Here is an 18,514-nt window from a genome sequence, read left to right on the forward strand (position 1 = left end):
AGGTAGCATACGTCCATTCGCGTCAGGTTGGCAGAGTCGACATCAGGAGGATGCTCGCCTACGCGCATGAGCGCGAGATCCCGCGCACGAGGCAGATCGAGCCGATGACCAGTGACTGGCGTCCGTCCTGCGGTGACGTCGAACGCATCAGACAATGGAGGGCCAGCGCCGAATGGCGGCTACCCGCGCGCCCCGCCCTGAGCGGAGCCGCTTCGTCCAGCGCGGCTGCCGACGAGCGTCGCCGCCGTTCGAGCACCCGAACCGATCGACCTGGCCGGATCAGTGGACCTCAGGTCCGGGGCGGCCGTCGACGGCGGCCGCGAGGAGCCCGACGAGCGCCGCAGCGACGATCGCGGGGAGGTGGTGCGGCGGGGTGGCGCTCATCCCGTGGACCGGCTCGAGCCGGGCCAGGACCGACGCACTCGCCAACCACGGAAGCAGCGGCCCGACGTAGCCACCGACGAGCACGCAGAGCGCAACCATGCGCAGGCGACGTGCAGTCCCCGCGCCGGGCGGGCGTGACGTCGTGAACGCTCGCAGCACCGGGAGCAGCGCGATCGCTGCCACGAGCACTGCCGCACCCCGCACCAGCACGTCGGCGGGCGAGAGCAGCCGCTCCCCCAGCGAGGACCCGGCCGCGTGGATCGTGACGATCCCGAGCGGGTCCGAGTACGGGTCAGTGTCGGGCAGACCTCCGGCCGCCATCCCGCTGACCCAGGCCCCACTGAACGGTTCGGCCGCTACGTTCAGCTCGACGCCCGCGCCGATTCCGTCAGAGGCGACGAGGCGCATCGGGACAGCGACCTCGCCGAAGAAGTCCGTGCCGGCGTCGACCACGTGCAGGACGCCTACCAGGGTCGAGAGGACCCCAATCGCCACGAGCCCCGGGCCGAGCGCCGCGGCAACCCGCCGCCAACCACTACTCACAGTCGCCACGTCCACCCCCGCCGTGCAGCGTAGCCAGTGGCTTCAGCGATGCCCGTATGGGGATCCCTCAACGGGACGCCCAGCCCGCTCCGCTCGACGACGAGTCCGCGGCACGTCCCACGGTCCCACGAGGTCCGCCCGCGCGAGGCGATGGGCCGGCTCGGCGTCGAGGCGGACCGGGTCTACGGCGGCCACGGCCTGGCCGGAACCAACCAGCGGCCAGGGCTGCGGGAGGCGCTGGGACGTGCTGGTGGTGACCAAGCTCGACCGCCAGGCCCAGTTGCTGCCGACGCGCGCGAGATCGTCGCCGAGCTCACCGGCCGCGGCGTCCCGCCGAACATCGGTGAGTTGGTGCACGACCCGAACGATCCGACGGGGCGGCTGCCGTTAACCTCTTGGCGATGGTCGCCGAGTTCGAGGCCGAGCTCGCCCGCGCCCGGGGCACCGTGAAGCCTAGCCAGCGCCGAATGGCCGATGCCCGCGGCGCTCAGCCCTGAGCGGAGCCACTAGGTCCAGCGCAGGGTGTCGTGCCGGGTCCAGGGGCCTTCGATGATTGGTGGTGGCAGGCGCCGTTTTTGATCCAGGCGGTGGTGGGGTCGTGCGGGCCGTCCGCGTCATCGGTCCTTGGCGTAGAGGAACAGGTCGCGTTCGCGGGTCGTCAGAAGGGCGACGCCAACGCCGACGATTGCTCCGGCAATGATCAGCGCGGCGATGCGAGCGCCGAGAACGACGCCGACGTGGAGCTCGCCCTCGCGTGCGAAGTAGGTTGTGCTCGCCACCATCGTGAAGAGCACTGGCGGTGCCGTCCAGGTCAGAGCCTCGAAGAACGCAATAGCCGCTAGGTCGAGCCTAGACATGCGATCGTGCAGCGCAGAAGCGAGCTCGACGCGCCGTGCGCGCAGGGTGATGAAGCCCACCATCGCGGTCAGTGTGCCGAGTGCCACTCCGGCCCAACGCGTGATTCTCTGTCGGTAGTTCGTGTTCCCGTCGAACTCGAGACCATGCGTCAGGTTCAAGGGCGCGACCTCTGGCTGCTCGTCGCCGGACGGGTTTCCGCGAAGGACCACCGTGAGCAGTAGTGACCTCAACGCCGGGTTCTGGGGCCAGGCGTCGGCCCAGCACTCGTCGAAGGCCTGCGCTGAGTCCACTTGCGCGAGCGCCATGTAGCCGAATCCGTTGCGCCGGCCGTCGCGCGGGTACTCGTAGACGCCGGATACTCGGGTGGTTCCGCCCGTCGTCCGGAGGTCGCTGCCGATGTACGCGCCCAGCAGCTGCGCGGCGTCGCTCGACAGAAGCAGCCCGGGGCCGCCGTCGGTCTCCACGCGCAGGACTGTCGCGAATCCCGAGGTTGCGTACCCATATGGCAGGGGGGCGCCCGGGAGCGCTACGGCAGTGATGCGCTGGTCGGAAGGCACGGTGACGGCTCCCGCGGCCCGCACCCCGGGGACCTTCGACAAGCTCTCGCAGCGATCGCCGTCGATCTGGCCGGGGGCGACCACTGTCAGGACTGAACCGCCCGAGCTCTTGAACGCTTCCGCCTCGCGCTCGAGCGCCGCGACGACCGCGACCTCCGAGGCGACGGCCGCCAGCCCGAGCACCGAGAGAGTGATCGAGAGGAAGACCGCTCGGGTCGTGCCGGAGGTGACGTTCCGCCGGGCCTCGCGGAGGATCGCGCTGAGCTTCATCGGGTGATGGCAGGCTGGTGCGTCGCCAGCTCTATGAGGTCGGTGCACGACTCTTGGGTCTCGGCGCTGTGGGTGGCTATGACGATGATCGTGGCCGGTGACGTCAGTTGAGAGATCGCCTGGTTGACCTCGCGGGCCGTCGAGAGGTCGAGCTGTGCCGTGGGCTCGTCGACCAGCAGGAGTTGTGGCTGGGCGGCGATAGCGCGAGCAAGCATCAGTCGTTGCGCCTCGCCTCCGGACAGGCGACGGAACTGCTGGTGCGCGACGTCGTCCAGCTTGAACCTCTGCAACAGGCTCATGGCGTCGGTCTCGGCGTCCTGGATCGCGGCCCCTCGTACCAGGAGCGGCAGCGCAACGTGGTCGATTGCCGTCCGTCGCGGTGTTCCGTGCGGGTTCTGGAAGACCCAGCCGATGTCCTCGACTTCCGGACGGTCGACGGTCCCTTCGCACGCCGTCAGCCAGCCGGCGAGGATGGCGAGGAGCGTGCTCTTGCCCGAGCCCGACGGCCCGGTGAGTGCGTAGACGTGGCCCGGCAGCAGTGTGCAGTCGAGGTCCCGGAAGAGCCACGGTCGATCGGCGAAATGGTGCCCCAGGCCCGAGACGGCTACGCGCATTCCGCCCCCTCGGACGGAGTGACGTCGACGACTGTGGGCGGGGTGTCGTCGAAGATGACGAAGGTTTGCCCCAGTTCAGAGCCGACCACTCGAACGCTTGCCGGGTTTCCGCCGGACTGGACACACGACTGATCGTCTCGTCCGATGACGGCCGACGGAGGGACTACGGAGACCTGGATTGGCGTAGTCAGCTCGAGTCTCGCCGTCACCGGCTCGTCGCCTTCCTCTTGCTCTTGGAGCGAGGGAAGGGTCTCGAGCGACTGCAGTGTCGTCGGGTCGGTGATGGGCGTCGCCGGATCGACCTGGATGCGTGTCCCATCGATCGACAGCGTTCTGGGTCCGTCGACCAGATCGAGCGGGGTGTCGACGATTGAGATGCTGCTCAGCGTCCCGGGAACGACCGCAATCTCGTCCGTTGCGGCGACCGTGCCGCCCACCGAGACCGAGCAGGACTCGACATCTGTGGTCGCAGCGGGGAGCCACAGGACATGGTCGACCACAATCGTCGTCGTGAACTGCGATGTTTCCCCGACTGTCCTGCGCAATCGGTTGAATGCTCTGATCGTCGCCGCGTCCACCTTGCCGCTGACCGCCGCGAGGTGACCGAGCCGTTCGAGCTCCTGCTGGAGTCCCACGACGTCGTCGCCTTTGTCCCCACGCGCGAGGTCGCGCCACAGGGGGGTCTGCGTCGCTAAGGCGATGACCGGCGCACCGTCGATCGAGAGCGGCGATGTGCCTGAAGCGATGGGCATACCCGGGCTGCAGGCATATCCCGTGACCCGACCACCGAGGGGCGACGTCAGGCTCGTCGACGAGCGATGAGCCACCGCAAGCCTGACCGAACGGGCGTCGTCGAAGGCTGTCTCGGTGACGGGGAACGTGGAAGCTTCCGTGGCCGACTGCAGAACTGTCGGTACCGCCGGATCCGTGTACGCGACACCCGCCAGGAACCCTGTCGCGACGAGGGCAGAGGCGCCGAGGAAGGCCAACCCGACCCGCGTCGGCGTCGTCTTCGTCACCCGATGCCGAGGGGATCGTCAGAGCAGGTGACGAGCGCTTCGCGGACTTCCGTTGGGAGCCCATCCAAGTCAGCAAACCGACCCTCGATGTCCGCGACGTAGTCGTCAGCCCCGTACCCAGGCGGCGCTGCACCTTCGCGAACGAGGCACTCGGCCATGATCGTCGACGCATCCTGATTCGTGGGATTGGCGGCCATGATGTCGCGGAGCATCCCGATGGCGTCCTGCCCACTGGAAGTGACGCACTCGCTGACCAGATCGTGGGTCTCGTCGGAGTTCGGTGCGAGGGACGTGCTGTAGGAGCCGTCGCTGTTGAACCCGTTGAACGTGATGCCAACCTCGTCCAGGCACGTCCGGAACCGCTCGGTCATCTCTGCGTACTCTGCGTCCGAAATCTCCTCGTCGGCAAGTGCCTGACGTACGAAGTCGGAGTCTGCAGACCGGTAACTCTCGGCGAACTCTGCGGCGTAAGGCCCCGAGAAGTCCGGAACGGCCACCGCCGTCTCGGGATCGGCGGGTCCTTCTTCGGGGCCGTCGCCGGAACCGGCGCAACCAGCCATGAGCAGTGACAGCGTGAGCAGAAATCCGGCCTCGAACTTGCGTGGCATTGCGACCTCAAAGGGATAGATGCGTGGTGTGCCGGCCGTCGTGACGGGTCTGGCGCCAGAGCCTGGCGCCAGACCCGCCCGCGATATGCCTACCGGACGTCCCAGTACGCCTTGTTCCCGGTCAGGGCGGTCCCGACTTCAGCGAACGCCCAGACGTTCACCCCCCGCCACTGGCTCGACTCGTAGGTGCGCCCCTGGACAGAGGCGCGGTGCGCCTTGCTGGGGTGCAGGTACTCCGACCAGACCGAACAGCAGTCGGCTCCCGACTCCCATGTGCCGCCGCCGGGGTAGGTCAGCGCGGCACTGCTAGCACTAGCCGTCCCGATACCCATTCCCCCCGCGAGAACAGCAACCATGGTACGTCGCACTAGCTTCTTCATCGAGGCCCCCGGCCAGTTCGTTTGCCAGGATCGCGCACTGCGCCAAGTGGCTTGGTCGCGCGATCGCGTGACTTGAGTCACGCGGTTCGAGACTAGCGTCGAGCGGATCCCCGAGGGGCTGCTTTCCAAGGTGGGATCGGCGTGGAGTGATTCATGGGGAGGTGGACGTCCTCGACGACGCTTACGAGTCCGGATCGGACCTGCGACCCTTCTTGACCCGGCCGAACCAGGACTCGAGGAGTGGCTGGGACTCGGGGTCGCGGTGGCCGCCGCGGCCGTGGGTGATCAGGCCATCGGTCGCCGGCTCGGGGTCTCGAGGAACGCGGTGCGGCGGGCGCTGGCCCGTAACGTGCCGCCGAAGTACGTCCGGCCACCGAAGGGTTCGATCGTGGACACGGTCGAGCCGGCAGTGCGGGAACTGCTGCGCAAGACCCCGGACATGGCGGCGACGGTGATCGCAGAGCGGATCGGGTGGACCCGGTCGATCACGGTCCTGAAGGACCGGGTTCGGGAGATCCGCCCCCGTACTACCTGCCGCCGGACCCGTCCACGCGCACCAGCTATGACCCTGGGCACCGGATGCAGTGCGACTTGCGGTCCCCGTCCGCCGAGATCCCGCTGGGGGCAGGGCAGGTCGGTTCTCCGCCGGTGCTGGTGATGAGCGCGGGCTACTCCCGGATGCTGTTCGCGGTGATGATCCCCACCCGGCAGGCCCCGGACCTGATCTTGGGCCACTGGGAGCTGCTGACGCAGATGGGTGCGGTCCCCCGCGAGCTGGTCTGGGACAACGAGGGCGCGGTCGGGTCCTGGCGGGGCGGGGCGCCCAAGCTCGCCGAGGAGTTCGAAGCCTTCCGCGGGATCCTGGGTGTCGCGGTGCATCAGTGCCGCCCGCGCGACCCGGAGGCCAAGGGCCTGGTTGAGCGCACGAACGGGTACTTCGAGAGCTCGTTCCTGCCCGGGCGCACGTTCACCTCGGCGGCGGACTTCAACGACCAGCTGACGACGTGGCTGGTCAGGGCGAACGCCCGTCATCACCGGTCGTTGGGCTGCCGGCCGGCCGACCGGTGGGCCGTCGACGCTGCCGCGATGGTCGCCCTGCCGCCGGTGACACCGGCGCTGGGATGGCGGTTGACCACCCGGTTGCCGCGGGACCACTACGTGCGGTTGGACGCCAACGACTACTCCGTGGACCCGGCCGCGGTCGGCCGCAAGGTCGAGGTCACCGCGAACCTGACCTCGGTCGCGGTCACCTGGGCCGGGCGTCTCATCGCGCGTCACGAGCGGTGCTGGGCAGCGCTGCTAGGCCATGCTCAAGCACCACGCTGTCGGTTCGCCAGCCCGCCCGACCCATCCCGGCATACCACGGCCGTTGCGTCCACGGCCTGCGGAGCCGCCACGTTCGGGTGGGACGTCCCCAGTCGGAATGCGTGTCGGGGGCGACGGCTGGAATCTGAGCAGGTATCGACGACTACGGCCCAGTCTTCACGCGTCGTCGACAGAGCGCGCCCCCGCGATTGTGGCTGGGTCTGCTCAGTCCCCGGGGATGGGCACACCAGCGTCTTGGAGGTAGGCGCGGGCCTTGGTGATGACTGACTGCTGGATGGGTCGGATCTGTTGCAGGTAGTCGCTGGCGCGCTCGATGTAGGCGAGTTGTTCGGCAGCGTCGATGTCGGCGATGCGTTGGACGAAGTCGGTCTGTTCCTTGCAGTCGACATCGATGAGACCGATGCGAATCTGCTCCTCGAGCGGCGCGCCGAGCGCGTCCCGTGGGAGGAGTGAGGCGTCATCGACGGGCGGCGCGACGTCGTTTGCCCGCAGGCACTGCCGCCACTCGTCCATGACCACCTGGCCCTCGGGTAGGTCGGCGGGCAGTTTGTGCCCGACCGGAGCCGTAGCGTCAAAGTCGGTCGGCTCATAGGTGAGACCCGACTTCAGCGCGCTCAGGTAGCACTCGGTCTGGGTGCTGATCCTGGGGTCGTTGCCCCGCAGCCCGCTGCCGGGCCGGCTGGTGTCCGGCCCAAGGCTTCGGTATCCGGATTCGAGCACCACGGCTCGTACCCACACGCCGTAGTACACGTCGTCCGGTTGCACCGCGTAGGGGCCCTGGAAGGTGTACTCGGCGCCGAGCCCGGCGTCCGCCATGCACCGCGACACGTACAGGTCGACGGCGGCCTGCATCGTTGCGACGTCGGCGGAGCTCCAGATCCGCTCGTCCAGCGGAAGGGAGATCGTCCCGGCTTCCTTGTCCACCACGGCGCCTACCGCGGTCACCGAGCGCTCAGGGGATGGCTCAGGCGTCGGCGTCGCCGGAGCGACCATGTGGTCTTGCACCCGCGGAAGGGCAGCGACGACGCCGCCGTAGAGACCCGCCACACCTACGGCGATCATCACGCTGACGCCTGCCGTGCGCGCCGCGCGGCGGCGCCTGCCAAGCCGAAGAACGGTGTGGCGGTCGACCCTGATCAGCGGGGTCTGGTCAGCCATGGTCCGCAGGGCCGCGGTGAACGACTCGTTGTGGTTCATTTCGATCCCTTGCGGTCATGGGCGCGGGTTGCCTATGGGGGGCTTGCTCGCCGAGGAGCGCACGCAGCTGATCGAGGCCGCGCGAGGCTGTGGACTTCACCGTCCCGACGGAGATGTTCAAGTCGTCGGCCACCTCGCGTTCGGACAGGTCCAGCAGGTAGCGCAGGACGACGACGCGGCGTCGGCGCTCGGTCAGCTGGAGCAGCGCTCGGACCAGGGCATCGCGTTCGGCGTGGTGCTGGGCAGCTGACGCGATCGTGCCGGAGAAGAACTCATCCGTGCCGACCAGCACCTCGTTTCTATGCTTGCGCCAGGTGTCGATACGCAGGTTGGCGAGGGTGCGGCGAGCGTAGGCCGAGGGTCTGTGGCCCGTGCGCGCGGCCAGGCGGCGTAGGTGCGGACCAATGTCTGCTGGACCAGTTCCTCAGCGCCGTGGATGTCCCCGCACAGGAACCACGCCATCCGGCCCAGGAGAGGCTCTGACTGAGCCATGAACGCGGTGAACTCAGCGTCCCGGCCGACGGCCCCTGCTGACGTAACCGCGACGATGACGTCCTCGCACGGTTCTTCGGGAGTCACCCGGTCCCCCTCTATAGACGTCAGCACACATAGAACACGGCTCAGCCCCTCGGAGAGTTGCCTTGAGGGCGCGTGTTCCCGCCTGTGTGCAGTCGCGATCGCCTGGATCCGACCGCAAGGTCCCGAGCAGCATGACCAACGCCAGCTATCCGGCGCGTCCCCGGCGCCCCGGCGGGAGCAGCCCACGAGCACGAGCCTTCGCGACCCACCCCTGCGCCGTGCTGAGCGCCACGCCACTGATCTCGGCCATCGTCGCCGACGGGTTCGAGTCGCCATTCACGGTGAGCCGCCCGTGCTGGAGCGCGACGAGCTCGTAGAAGTCGGCCGTCTGCTTGGGGTCGCCGAGCGGCTTGAGGAGGTCGCGCTCGGCGACCTTGCGGCCACTGGGAAGCTCGATCTTGCCGCCGGTGATGGTGCTGGTGCGCGTCATGGCGAAGAGTCGCTTGTTGATTGAGGCCTCGATCCGAGCGGTCGGCAGCTCGCGCAGCAGTTGGCTGGTGATCGGGTCGCCGGGCCGCCAGGGCAGGTACACGACGCCGGTGATGCGGATTTCCTCTGGGATGGCGTAGAGCTGGCGCTGGAGCCTGATAAACACGCGCGTGTGCGTCGCGCTGTGCTCGAGGTAGCGCCACCGGCCGTCGATCGTCTCGTTCTGCTCGGACTCGAGCTGCGCCGCGCGCTCCTCGTCCTCGACGGTCTGGTCGTCGTAGCCGAGCAGGGCGTCGATCGCTGCGCTGGCGTCGTCGGGGCGTTCACCGGGAAACCGCCGTGGCAGGTACCAGCCGGCCGGCAGGTCGCCCGGGACGAGCAGCCCGTCGTAGGTCTGGTCGCCGGGCAGGCGGGGGGCTGTCGACATGGCGCCAGGCTACGCGAGAATCCGCCCCAACTCATGTACTTGCCGATACGCCTTTTGCCGTGGTTCAATCGCGTGTATCCGCGAGAACGCGAGGTGTAGCGATGAGCGAAGCGCACACGGTGGATGCAGGCGACAGGCTCCTGCGCACGCAGGAGGTGGCGGCCTGGCTGGCCGTCTCCAAGTCGACGCTGGTGCGCTGGCGCCAGTCGTTCGAGGGCCCGGACGTCTACTGGCTCTCGGAGGGTGTGCCGCGCTACCGGGCGTCGGACGTCGAACGGTGGCTGGCTGGGCGCTCTGCGGCCCGCCCCCGTGGGCTGAAGCGAGTGGGTGCCCGTGCCGGTGCGACGAGGTGACAAATGGGAGGGCCGCCTGAAGATCGGCGGCCTGGTCGTCAGCACCCGCCGGTTCGAGACCAAGCGAGCGGCGACCGAGTGGGAGCGTCGGCAGCGCGGCGCGTTCGACGAGCACGGTTACGACCCGAGCCGCGGCAAGGTCGCCGTCGAGGTGCTCCTCGCCGACTGGCTCGAGGAGCGAGAAGGGCGGGTCAGCCGCACCACGCTGAACACCGACCGCTACCTGCTGCCCACCTCCGGCCAGCGGTCCGGCAGGACCGGGACCGAGACGATCCTGCCGATCTGGCTCCGCAAGCTCCACGTCGGCAAGGTCACCAGCACGGCCATCAGCGCATGGCAGGACGGCCTTCTCGCGCGCGGTCTGGCGCCGACTTCGGTCAAGCGTCACCGCGAGTCGCTGTCGTCGTTCTTCGCCTGGTGCGTCGCCGAGGGCTACGTCGCGGTCAACCCGGTCAAGTCGGCCCCGCCGCCGAAGGACCGTCGCGCCCGTGAGGACATGCGCCCCCTGCCCGCCCTCGAGTTCGAGGAAGTGCTGGCGAAGGTCGGCGAGGCCGGCCAGGTCTACGCCGACCTCGTGAGCGTCCTCGGGCGCACCGGCATCCGCTGGGGTGAGGCCAGGGCGATGCTCGTCAGCGACTTCATCGAGGTGCCGATGCCCATGCTGCGCGTCGTCCGGAACCAGCCGGAGGGGACCGCCGCGGCCAAGACCCCGAAGTCGGGCAGGGGCCGGCGGGTTCCCGTTCCGGACGCGCTGGTGCCCGTGCTCCGGCGCTTCGCCGCGGGCAAAGGTCCGGGCGTTCTGCTGCTCACCGGTCCTGGCGGCGGACAGCTCCACCGCTCGACGTTCGTGCGGCAGACCCACTGGAGCGAGGCGGGCCAGGGTCGAACCCTGCACGACCTGCGCCACACCGCCGCCTGCGAGTGGATCCTGCGTGGCGTCCCGCTGACCACCGTGCAGGCGTGGCTCGGTCACAGCTCCGTCGAGATCACCGCGCGCTACCTGCACCACCTCGGCGACTCCGCCGACCGCTCAGCGCTGCAGCTGCTCAACGACTCCGCCGCACCCGCCCCGACGCGGGGGGTGATTTCGGGGTGATTTTCGGCCCCCTGAACCCTCTCCACACCAACAATGCGAAAGGCCCCCGGCTGCGTCTCCGCAGGCCAGGGGCCTTTACCACCGTGTCGGGGTGACAGGATTTGAACCTGCGCCCTCTTCGTCCCGAACGAAGCGCGCTACCAAGCTGCGCCACACCCCGGTGGAGCCTGACAAGGATAGCCCAGCCGCGGGGTACCGGTGAAACCGTCGGTCCCGATGAGACGGCGGAGCCCCGGCGACCCGCCGACGTCATGGCCGGTGCGGCCGGCCGGACGGTGCGGTCTCAGCGCCCGACCAGGGTGAGCAGGGTCGCCTCGGGGCGGCACGCGAAGCGCACCGGGGCGTACGGCGAGGTGCCGAGGCCGGCCGAGACGTTCAGCCAGGTGGAGCCGTGGCCGCCCGGCTCGTCCGGCCGTGGTCCGGGCCAGCCGTGCAGTCCCTTGGCGCGACTGGCGTCGAGGTCGCAGTTGGTCACCAGCGCGCCCCAGAGCGGGACGCACAGCTGGCCGCCGTGGGTGTGGCCGGCGAGAACCAAGTCGGCGCCGTCGGCGTGCATGGCGTCCAGGACCCGGCGGTAGGGCGCGTGGGCGACCCCGAGCTTGAGGTCGACGGTCGACCGGTGGCTGCGGGTCAGGACGGGGAAGCGGTCACGGTCGAGGTGCGGGTCGTCGACCCCGACGAGCGAGACGTCCTGGCCGTCGACGACGGCGACGTCGCGCCGGTTGGTCAGGTCCTTCCACCCCGCGTCCCGCATAGCGGTGGCGAGGTCGTCCGCCGGCAGGCGCGTGTTCTCGGTGATGCGCTCGTGCCGGGCGTCGTGCGTCAGGTACCGGGCGGGGTTCTTCGGCATCGGGGCGTAGTAGTCGTTCGAGCCCATCACGAAGGCGCCGGGCACCCCGAGCAGGGGGTCGAGGGCGTGCAGCACGGCAGGGAGGGCGTCGACGTGCGCCATATTGTCCCCGGTGTCGATCACGAGATCCGGCTCGAGCCGCGCGAGCGACCGTACCCAGGCGATCTTGCGGTCCTGGTCAGGGGTCAGGTGCAGGTCGGACAGGTGCAGGATCCGGATCGGTCGCGCGGCCGGCCCGAGCACGGGGACGGTCACGCGTCGCACCGTGAACCACTGCGCCTCCACCGTCGCCCAGGCCAGGCCGGTCGCACCGACGAGTGCGGCGCAGCCCAGCGCGCGTCCGAGGGAGGCGCTCACCGGTCAGCCGTTGCCGCCACCGTTGCCACCACCGTTGCCACCACCGTTGTTGTTGTTCGGTGGCTCTACCGGCGGCGGTGGCTGGGGCTCGGGCCCGTTGGACATCACCAGGGTCACCAGGGAGCCCTTCGTCAAGCTGCTCCCGGATCCAGGGTCCGTCCAGGCGACCGTCCCGGCCGGCGCCTGGGAGTACACCGCGTCGCCCGTCCGGACGTGGAAGCCGACGCCTTCGAGGATCGCCTTGGCGTCGCCCGGCGAGCGTCCGGACACGCCGGGCACGGACACCTTGACACCCACGACCTGCGCCGCGTTGGGCTCGGCGAACCCCATGACCGGCAGACCCTCGTGCGCGCCCGTCATGAACCGCTTCCAGGTCGGTCCGGCGATCGTCGAGCCGTAGGCGTTGCGCACCCATCGACCGTTGATCGTCATGTTCTGGACCGGGATCATCGCGTCCGGGTAGCCGACCCACACCGCGGAGGCGATCTGCGGGGTGTAGCCGACGAACCACGTGTACTCGTTGTGCGACGTCGTGCCCGTCTTGCCGGACGACGGACGCCCGTCGGGCAGCGCGCCGATGTCGCGACCCGTGCCCTGCCAGACGTGGCCGAGGGCGTAGTTCATCGCTGCGGCGATCTCGGGGGAGATCACCGCGCGGCAGTTGGCCGGTGGCACGGCGATCTCGTTGCCGTCGGTGTCCACCACGCTCGTGATCGCGATCGGCTCGCAGAAGGTGCCGCCCGACGCGAATGCTGCGAACGCCGCCGCCATGGTCATCGGTGCGATCTCGGTGCTGCCGAGCACGTTGGACGGGTACGCGTCGACCGGGTTGCCGTCGGCCTTGTGCACGCCGAGCGCTGCGGCCCCTTCGAAGATCGCGCACAGGTTCAGCTGGCTCGCCATCTCGATGTACCCGGAGTTGACCGAGTTCTGCGTCGCGGCCTGCACAGTCATGACGCCGCCGCGGCCCTCGGCGTTGCCGAACTTGTAGGGCCCGCCGACGTAGCCGGTGCACCCGGGTGAGTTGAAGGCGTCCATCGGGTACGGGCGCAGGTTGGCGTCGATCATCTCGCCGAGGGCGTGGCCCTCCTTGAGCCACTCCAGGAGCGTGAAGGGCTTGAAGGTGGAGCCGGGGTGGAACCCGCCCGAGGAGCCGTACGCCTGGTCGGTGTTGTAGTTGACGGCTGTCTCACCGGGGCCGACGGTCTCGAGGCTGTTGTAGATGCGGTTCTGCGCCATCGCCAGGATCCGGCCCGTGCCCGGCTCGATGACCGAGATGGCCGAGGCGACCCCCGACGGGTCGTCGACCGGGATGCCGGCCTTGACCTCGGCGTCCGCGATCCCCTGCAGGCGCGGGTCGAGGGTCGTGGTGATCGTCAGGCCGCCGCGGTAGAGCAGCCGGCCACGTTCGGCCCTGGTCTCGCCGAAGGCGGTGTTGTTGGCGATCACCTTGGTGACGTAGTCGCAGAAGTAGCCGGAGTTGGCGACCTGGTTGGCCTCCATGCAGCCCAGCCGGTTCTGGCCGATGGCGAGCGTGGCGGCCACCGGGGTGGCGACCCCGGCGTCGTACTCCGCCTGGGTGATGTCGCCCTCGCGCAGCATCAGGCCCAGCACGATGTTGCGGCGCCCCTCTGCGGCCTCCGGGTTGCGCTCCGGGTCGTACTCGCCGGGCGCCTTGGTGATGCCGGCGATCGTCGCGGCCTGCAGGTAGTTGAGGTCTGCGGCCGTCACCGAGAAGTAGTGCTGTGCCGCGGCCTCGACGCCGTAGACGGACAGCCCGAACTGGGCGATGTTCAGGTACGCCTGGAGGATCTCGTCCTTGGACATCCGCTGCTCGAGGGCGATCGCGAGCTTGGCCTCCTGCAGCTTGCGGGCGTAGCCGGCGACGCCGTCGGTCTCGCGGGCGGCCGCGATCTCTGCGGCGCGCTCGGCCGGGTCCTCGATGTTGAGGGCTGCCTGGATGAGCGCGTTCTTCACGTACTGCTGGGTGAGCGTCGACCCGCCCTGGTTGTCCTCGGTCGTCACGTTGCGGATCAGCGCGCGGGTCATGCCGAGCACGTCGACGCCGCCGTGCTCGTAGTAGCGCTTGTCCTCGGTGTCGATGACGGCGTTGCGCATGTGGACGGAGACCTGGTCGAGGGTCACCACGATGCGGTTCTGGTCGTAGAAGGTCGCGAGCAGCGTCCCGTCGGCCGCCAGGATCCGCGAGCTCTCGGAGAGCGGCACCTGCTCGAGCTCGGTCGGCAGGTCGTCGAACAGCCGGACGGACGTGTCCGTCATCGTGCTCGTCGTCGCCACGACCGGCATCAGCAGGCCGGCGGACAGGACTCCCCCGAGGCCGGCGATCAGGACGAAGGCGAGCAGGAGGGCCAAGGCCTGGAGGGCGTTGACCTGGCGCCCCGGACGCGGGCGCGCGGCGACAGAGGACACCATGGTGCTCAGCCTACGGGAGGGTGCTCACGGCGCCCGCCGAACCGGGGCCGGGCGATGTGGAGGCTCTGTGCCCATCGGCTCCGGCGCCCGCCGGAGGTCGTCGGTGTGGCTGGTACCTCTACGGGGTACCCGAACGGCCCATCCGAGGACCCCCGCGGCGGTTCTAGGCTAGAACAGAGTGCGAGACGAGGGGACGTGGTGAGCACAGACCAGCACTGGACCGCATACGGCGCATGCGCCGGCGCATGCCCCGACGACCTCTTCGTCGAGGGTGCAGCCCAGCGGGTGGCCCGTGAGGTCTGTGCGTCGTGCCCGGTCCGGCTGGAGTGCCTCATCGATGCGCTGGACAACCGGGTCGCTTTCGGGGTCTGGGGCGGCATGACCGAGCGCGAGCGACGTGCCCTGGTCCGGCGGTACCCCGACGTCGCGTCGTGGCGTGAGCTGGTCGAGGCGGAGCCCGGGCTCGTCTCGTTGCCGCACGCGTACCGCGCCGGGGGTGTCCGCTCCGAGCACGCGCCGGCCGGCGGACGGTAGCGTTCGGGGATGGCCACCACCTGGGAGTACGCAACCGTTCCGTTGATCGTGCACGCCACCAAGGCGATCCTCGACCAGTGGGGGGCCGACGGGTGGGAGCTCGTCCAGGTCATCACCGGACCGGACGGCAACGGGCTCGTCGCGTACCTCAAGCGTCCCAAGGGCGAGGCCGGGGCATGACGGACAGCATCGGCCAGCGTCTGCGCGAGCTCGGCATCACGCTGCCCCAGGTCGCGGCGCCGGTCGCGGCCTACGTCCCCGCTGTGCGCACCGGGAGCTACGTGTGGACGTCCGGGCAGCTGCCCTTCGTCGACGGCGTCCTCGCGGCCACCGGGAAGGTCGGCGTCGGACCGGGTCTCGTCGACCCGGCGACAGCCGCCGGACTGGCCCGGACGGCTGCGCTCAATGCGCTGGCGGCGGTCGCCGAGCAGGCCGGCAGCCTCGACCGCGTGCGCCGGGTGGTGAAGCTGGTCGGCTACGTCGCGAGCGACCCGTCCTTCACCGGCCAGCCGCAGGTCGTCAACGGGGCGAGCGAGCTTCTCGGACAGGTCTTCGGCGAGGCCGGTGTGCACGCCCGCAGCGCCGTCGGCGTCGCGGTCCTCCCGCTGGACTCCCCGGTGGAGATCGAGCTCGTCGTCGAGCTGGGCTGAGCTCCGGCGTCGGCCGACGTCCGGCGCAGGCCGCGGTCGGCCGCACGCTGACGTCCGGCGCAGGCTCGCGCCCCGGGCAGACCGACCGGTCGGGTCAGCGCGCGCGGCGTTCCAGGCGGTCGAGGTCGAGCAGGACGATCGCGCGCCCTTCCCTGCGGACCCAGCCACGCGCCGCGAAGTCGGCCAACGCCTTGTTCACCGTCTCGCGTGATGCGCCGACCAGCTGGGCGAGCTCCTCCTGCGTCAGGTCGTGCGCGACCCGGAGCCCGTCGTCGACCTGCTCCCCGAACCGGGTGGACAGGTCGAGCAGCGCCTTCGCGACCCGGCCGGGCACATCGGAGAAGACGAGGTCCGCGAGCGCCTCGTTGGTGCGGCGCAGCCGCCGCGCCAGGGCCTCGAGCAGGTGCTTGGCGACAGCGGGGTAGCGCTCGAGCCACCCGATGAGCTCGGCGTGGCTGAGCTCGTACAGCGTGGCGTCGGCGACCGCCGTGGCGGTCGCGGTCCGCGGCCCGGGGTCGAACAGCGAGAGCTCGCCGAACATCTCGGCCGGGCCGAGGATCGAGAGCAGGTTCTCCCGCCCGTCGTTGGAGCGCCGGCCGAGCTTCACCTTGCCCGAGCCGATGACGTACAGCCGGTCCCCGGGCTCGCCCTCCTGGAACACCGCGTGGCCGCGGGCCAGGTGCATCGGCCGCATGGAGGCGAAGAGCGCCTGCGCAGCCTCGGAGTCGATCGCCGAGAAGAGCGGCGCCGAGAGCACAACGTCGTCGTCCACGCCGTCCCGTCCTTCGTCTACCGTGCCGGCCGCCTGAAGGTGACGCGCTCCATCCTGCCGCATGCGGCCGGGCGCAGCGAGTAGCAGCAGGCCTCAGGGCAGACTCTCGGTACCCGCCAGCTGGTCGAGGACGGACTGGATCCGGTTCTCGAGCTCGCAGTCGAGCTCGGAGCCGTAGGCCGCGAGCTCACGGTCGAGGAGTCGCAGGTGCTCCATCAGGGCCACCGGGTCCGACGGTGCGGGGACGGTGACCGCGTGGATGAGGTCCCGGTGGGTCGGCAGCCCGAGCTGCGCGTCGGGCAGCAGCTCCCAGCTCATCCCGCCGAGCGCCTCCGGCGGGGCGAACGCCGCGACGGCGAGGTCGAGCCGGGCGCGCAGCAGTCGGCGCCAACGGAGCACCTGTGCCTTCTCCGCCCGCAGGATCCTGCGGGCCGCGCGCGCGTCTCCTGGGTCTCGCGTCCCGGGGACAGCCGCCTGGGTCAATGACATGCCGCCAACCTTGTCTGTGGGGAGCCATCGCCGGCTCTCTTCCCCCATGAACTCGACGCCGACCGGGCCGACCTTGAGCGCGCAGGGGACAGTTCACTCCAATGGTGCACTGCCGCGCATCCCACCGGGACGGTGTCGGATCGGCCACCTAGGCTCACTCCCATGGTCGAAGAAGCCGCCCTGGCCCGGGTGCGCAGGGCGCGCCGGATCGACCGCGTCCTTGCCGAGCGGTATCCCGACGCGCGCTGCGAGCTCGACTTCCGGACCCCGCTCGAGCTGCTGGTCGCCACCGTCCTGTCGGCCCAGACGACTGACGTGCGCGTGAACCTCGTGACCCCTGGTCTCTTCGCGCGGTACCCCGACGCCGCCGCGTACGCAGGTGCCGACCGGGCCGAGCTCGAGGACCGCATCCGGTCCACCGGGTTCTTCCGAGCCAAGGCCGAGTCGCTGATCGGGCTGGGCCGCGGGCTCGTCGAACGGTTCGACGGTGCGGTCCCGGCCCGGATGGTGGATCTGGTGACCTTGCCCGGCGTCGGGCGCAAGACCGCGAACGTCGTGCTCGGCAACGCCTTCGGCATCCCAGGGCTGGCCGTCGACACCCACGTCGGCAGGGTCGCGCGACGGCTCGGCCTGACCGACCTGGCGGACCCGGTCACGGTCGAGGAGGCGCTCGGGGCCCTGATCCCGAGGCGGGGCTGGACCCTGTTCTCGCACCGGCTGATCTTCCACGGCCGGCGGACCTGCCATGCGCGCCGCCCGGCGTGCGGGGCGTGCCCGGTTGCGCGGCTGTGCCCCTCCTACGGCATCGGCGAGACAGATCCCGAGCTCGCTCGCGCCCTGGTCAAGGACGGTCCACCGGTCAGGGGCGAGCCGCCGGCAGCGTCGCCAGCCACTCGACCAGCAGGTCGGTAGTCCGCTCGGGTGCCTCCTCCGGCAGGAAGTGCCCGGCGCCCTCGACGGCCTCGAAACGGTAGGGCGCCCCGGTGCCGCCCTGGGCCACCCGCAGCGGTATGCACCGGTCGGCGGTGCCGTGCAGCTGCAGCACGGGGACACCGATCGGATCGCGTAGGGCGGCGAGGAACCGCTGACCGTCGACCCGAGGGGTCGAGCGCACCAGCCAGCGCAGCGACTCCATCGCGCTGTGCGAGGCGAACGGGATCTGCCCGGCCCCGCGGTACGTCGCGGCGACGTCCGGCTGCAGCCAGCCGGGAGCGCCCCACTCGGTGAGCACCCGGACGGCGAGGTCGCCGCGGGTCAGACGCCGCTCGGGGAAGTAGGGCAGCTGGAAGAACGCCAGACGTCGCGCGGTCGTCCGCATCAGCAGCGGCCCGACCATGGCAGCGGCGTGCATGCGCCTGGGGTGCGGTGCCGACACGGCGGCGATCGCGCGGGTGACCCCGGGCTGCAGCGCGGGCATCGACCACGCGACGGCACCGCCGAGGCCGTGCCCGACGACGACGGCCTCGGCGGCACCGAGGGACCGGATCACCCCGGCGACGTCGCGGGTCAGCGTCGGGACGTCGTAGCCGTGCGGCGGCTTGTCCGAGGCCGCCGTCCCGCGCAGGTCCATCGCAGCGACCCGGTAGCCGGCCGCGGCCAGGGCGGGGATCTGGTTCCGCCAGGCCCACCACATCTGCGGGAAGCCGTGCAGCAGGACGACCAGGGGGGCGTGGTGCCCGTCACCGCCGTCCGGCGTCTGCTCGGCGACGTGGAACCGTGCGCCGTTGGCTGCGACGAAGAGGTGCCGCCAGGGGCCCTCGAGCAGCACGGCGGACGAATCGGTCACGCG

Annotated in this window: 20 protein-coding genes, 1 tRNA gene and 1 pseudogene; 7 read left to right on the plus strand and 15 right to left on the minus strand. The window is 70.3% G+C overall.

The features are described 5' to 3' along the window. Window positions 1-279: 279 nt before the first annotated feature. From K415_RS0109020 to K415_RS0109050, 6 genes are all read right to left on the minus strand, one after another. Window positions 280-942 (minus strand): hypothetical protein, encoded by a 663-nt coding sequence (locus K415_RS0109020; protein WP_231494864.1) that lies wholly within the window; start codon window positions 940-942, stop codon window positions 280-282. Between the two features lie 599 nt (window positions 943-1,541). Next, a complete protein-coding gene (locus K415_RS0109030; protein WP_155859420.1) occupies window positions 1,542-2,525 on the minus strand; it encodes a hypothetical protein in 984 nt (327 codons plus the stop codon). An 83-nt stretch (window positions 2,526-2,608) separates the two neighbouring features. After that, the gene (locus tag K415_RS0109035; protein ID WP_024286740.1) at window positions 2,609-3,226 is read right to left on the minus strand and encodes an ATP-binding cassette domain-containing protein; all 618 of its coding nucleotides are present in this window, start codon (window positions 3,224-3,226) and stop codon (window positions 2,609-2,611) included. Further along, complete coding sequence (locus K415_RS0109040) at window positions 3,217-4,245, minus strand: peptidoglycan-binding protein (protein WP_024286741.1); 1,029 nt, start codon at window positions 4,243-4,245, stop codon at window positions 3,217-3,219. Before K415_RS0109040 ends, K415_RS0109035 begins: the two co-directional genes overlap by 10 nt. Beyond that, the gene (locus K415_RS0109045) at window positions 4,242-4,853 is read right to left on the minus strand and encodes a hypothetical protein (RefSeq protein WP_024286742.1); all 612 of its coding nucleotides are present in this window, start codon (window positions 4,851-4,853) and stop codon (window positions 4,242-4,244) included. Before K415_RS0109045 ends, K415_RS0109040 begins: the two co-directional genes overlap by 4 nt. Before the next feature lie 89 nt (window positions 4,854-4,942). Further along, window positions 4,943-5,209 (minus strand): lactococcin 972 family bacteriocin, encoded by a 267-nt coding sequence (locus tag K415_RS0109050; RefSeq protein WP_051480476.1) that lies wholly within the window; start codon window positions 5,207-5,209, stop codon window positions 4,943-4,945. 217 nt (window positions 5,210-5,426) lie between these two features. Here K415_RS0109050 and istA point away from each other — a divergent pair. Continuing rightward, window positions 5,427-6,677: pseudogene (gene istA, locus K415_RS21675) on the plus strand (IS21 family transposase); the annotation flags it as partial. Window positions 6,678-6,763: 86 nt separating this feature from the next. Here istA and K415_RS0109060 read toward each other — a convergent pair. The 3 genes from K415_RS0109060 to K415_RS0109070 all read right to left on the minus strand — a co-directional run bounded on the left by K415_RS0109060 (window position 6,764) and on the right by K415_RS0109070 (window position 9,191). Further along, complete coding sequence (locus K415_RS0109060) at window positions 6,764-7,756, minus strand: hypothetical protein (RefSeq protein ID WP_024286744.1); 993 nt, start codon at window positions 7,754-7,756, stop codon at window positions 6,764-6,766. Next, entirely contained in the window at window positions 7,710-8,162 is a 453-nt protein-coding gene (locus K415_RS23450; protein ID WP_369795275.1) for a sigma-70 family RNA polymerase sigma factor, read from the minus strand. The genes K415_RS0109060 and K415_RS23450 overlap by 47 nt, the downstream gene beginning before the upstream one ends. Window positions 8,163-8,480: 318 nt before the next feature. Further along, the gene (locus K415_RS0109070) at window positions 8,481-9,191 is read right to left on the minus strand and encodes a hypothetical protein (RefSeq protein ID WP_024286746.1); all 711 of its coding nucleotides are present in this window, start codon (window positions 9,189-9,191) and stop codon (window positions 8,481-8,483) included. Window positions 9,192-9,292: 101 nt separating this feature from the next. Here K415_RS0109070 and K415_RS0109075 point away from each other — a divergent pair, with 101 nt between their 5' ends. Beyond that, complete coding sequence (locus tag K415_RS0109075; RefSeq protein ID WP_024286747.1) at window positions 9,293-9,544, plus strand: AlpA family transcriptional regulator; 252 nt, start codon at window positions 9,293-9,295, stop codon at window positions 9,542-9,544. Further along, window positions 9,525-10,640, plus strand: coding sequence for a tyrosine-type recombinase/integrase (locus K415_RS22730; protein ID WP_155859421.1), 1,116 nt, complete (start codon window positions 9,525-9,527; stop codon window positions 10,638-10,640). The genes K415_RS0109075 and K415_RS22730 overlap by 20 nt, the downstream gene beginning before the upstream one ends. A gap of 86 nt (window positions 10,641-10,726) precedes the next feature. On the opposite strand, the gene K415_RS0109085 is transcribed toward K415_RS22730, so the two are convergent. From K415_RS0109085 to K415_RS0109095, 3 genes are all read right to left on the minus strand, one after another. After that, window positions 10,727-10,800 (minus strand) — tRNA-Pro (locus K415_RS0109085). A gap of 123 nt (window positions 10,801-10,923) precedes the next feature. Next, entirely contained in the window at window positions 10,924-11,847 is a 924-nt protein-coding gene (locus tag K415_RS0109090; RefSeq protein WP_024286749.1) for a metallophosphoesterase, read from the minus strand. 3 nt (window positions 11,848-11,850) lie between these two features. Continuing rightward, a complete protein-coding gene (locus K415_RS0109095) occupies window positions 11,851-14,280 on the minus strand; it encodes a transglycosylase domain-containing protein (protein ID WP_024286750.1) in 2,430 nt (809 codons plus the stop codon). Between the two features lie 198 nt (window positions 14,281-14,478). Between K415_RS0109095 and K415_RS0109100 the strand changes: the two genes are divergently transcribed. From K415_RS0109100 to K415_RS0109110, 3 genes are read left to right on the plus strand one after another with little or no spacing between them, the layout of a single operon-like run. Continuing rightward, the gene (locus K415_RS0109100; RefSeq protein ID WP_024286751.1) at window positions 14,479-14,814 is read left to right on the plus strand and encodes a WhiB family transcriptional regulator; all 336 of its coding nucleotides are present in this window, start codon (window positions 14,479-14,481) and stop codon (window positions 14,812-14,814) included. A gap of 9 nt (window positions 14,815-14,823) precedes the next feature. Next, on the plus strand, window positions 14,824-14,994 hold the full coding sequence (locus K415_RS23930) for a DUF4177 domain-containing protein (protein WP_155859422.1): 171 nt from the start codon (window positions 14,824-14,826) through the stop codon (window positions 14,992-14,994). Beyond that, complete coding sequence (locus K415_RS0109110; RefSeq protein WP_024286752.1) at window positions 14,991-15,464, plus strand: RidA family protein; 474 nt, start codon at window positions 14,991-14,993, stop codon at window positions 15,462-15,464. Before K415_RS23930 ends, K415_RS0109110 begins: the two co-directional genes overlap by 4 nt. Window positions 15,465-15,558: 94 nt before the next feature. Here the strand turns inward: K415_RS0109110 and K415_RS0109115 are convergent, their stop codons facing one another. Both K415_RS0109115 and K415_RS0109120 read right to left on the minus strand, forming a co-directional pair. Further along, the gene (locus K415_RS0109115; RefSeq protein WP_024286753.1) at window positions 15,559-16,236 is read right to left on the minus strand and encodes a Crp/Fnr family transcriptional regulator; all 678 of its coding nucleotides are present in this window, start codon (window positions 16,234-16,236) and stop codon (window positions 15,559-15,561) included. A 93-nt stretch (window positions 16,237-16,329) separates the two neighbouring features. Continuing rightward, complete coding sequence (locus K415_RS0109120; protein ID WP_024286754.1) at window positions 16,330-16,725, minus strand: hypothetical protein; 396 nt, start codon at window positions 16,723-16,725, stop codon at window positions 16,330-16,332. A 162-nt stretch (window positions 16,726-16,887) separates the two neighbouring features. Between K415_RS0109120 and nth the strand changes: the two genes are divergently transcribed. After that, entirely contained in the window at window positions 16,888-17,637 is a 750-nt protein-coding gene (gene nth / locus K415_RS0109125) for an endonuclease III (protein ID WP_024286755.1), read from the plus strand. Here nth and K415_RS0109130 read toward each other — a convergent pair. Next, window positions 17,585-18,511 carry an alpha/beta fold hydrolase gene (locus tag K415_RS0109130; protein ID WP_024286756.1) on the minus strand — a complete coding sequence of 309 codons (927 nt, stop codon included), beginning with the start codon at window positions 18,509-18,511 and terminating at the stop codon, window positions 17,585-17,587. The genes nth and K415_RS0109130 overlap by 53 nt on opposite strands. Window positions 18,512-18,514 lie beyond the last annotated feature (3 nt).

Source organism: Cellulomonas sp. KRMCY2, assembly GCF_000526515.1.
Lineage (GTDB): Bacteria > Actinomycetota > Actinomycetes > Actinomycetales > Cellulomonadaceae > Actinotalea.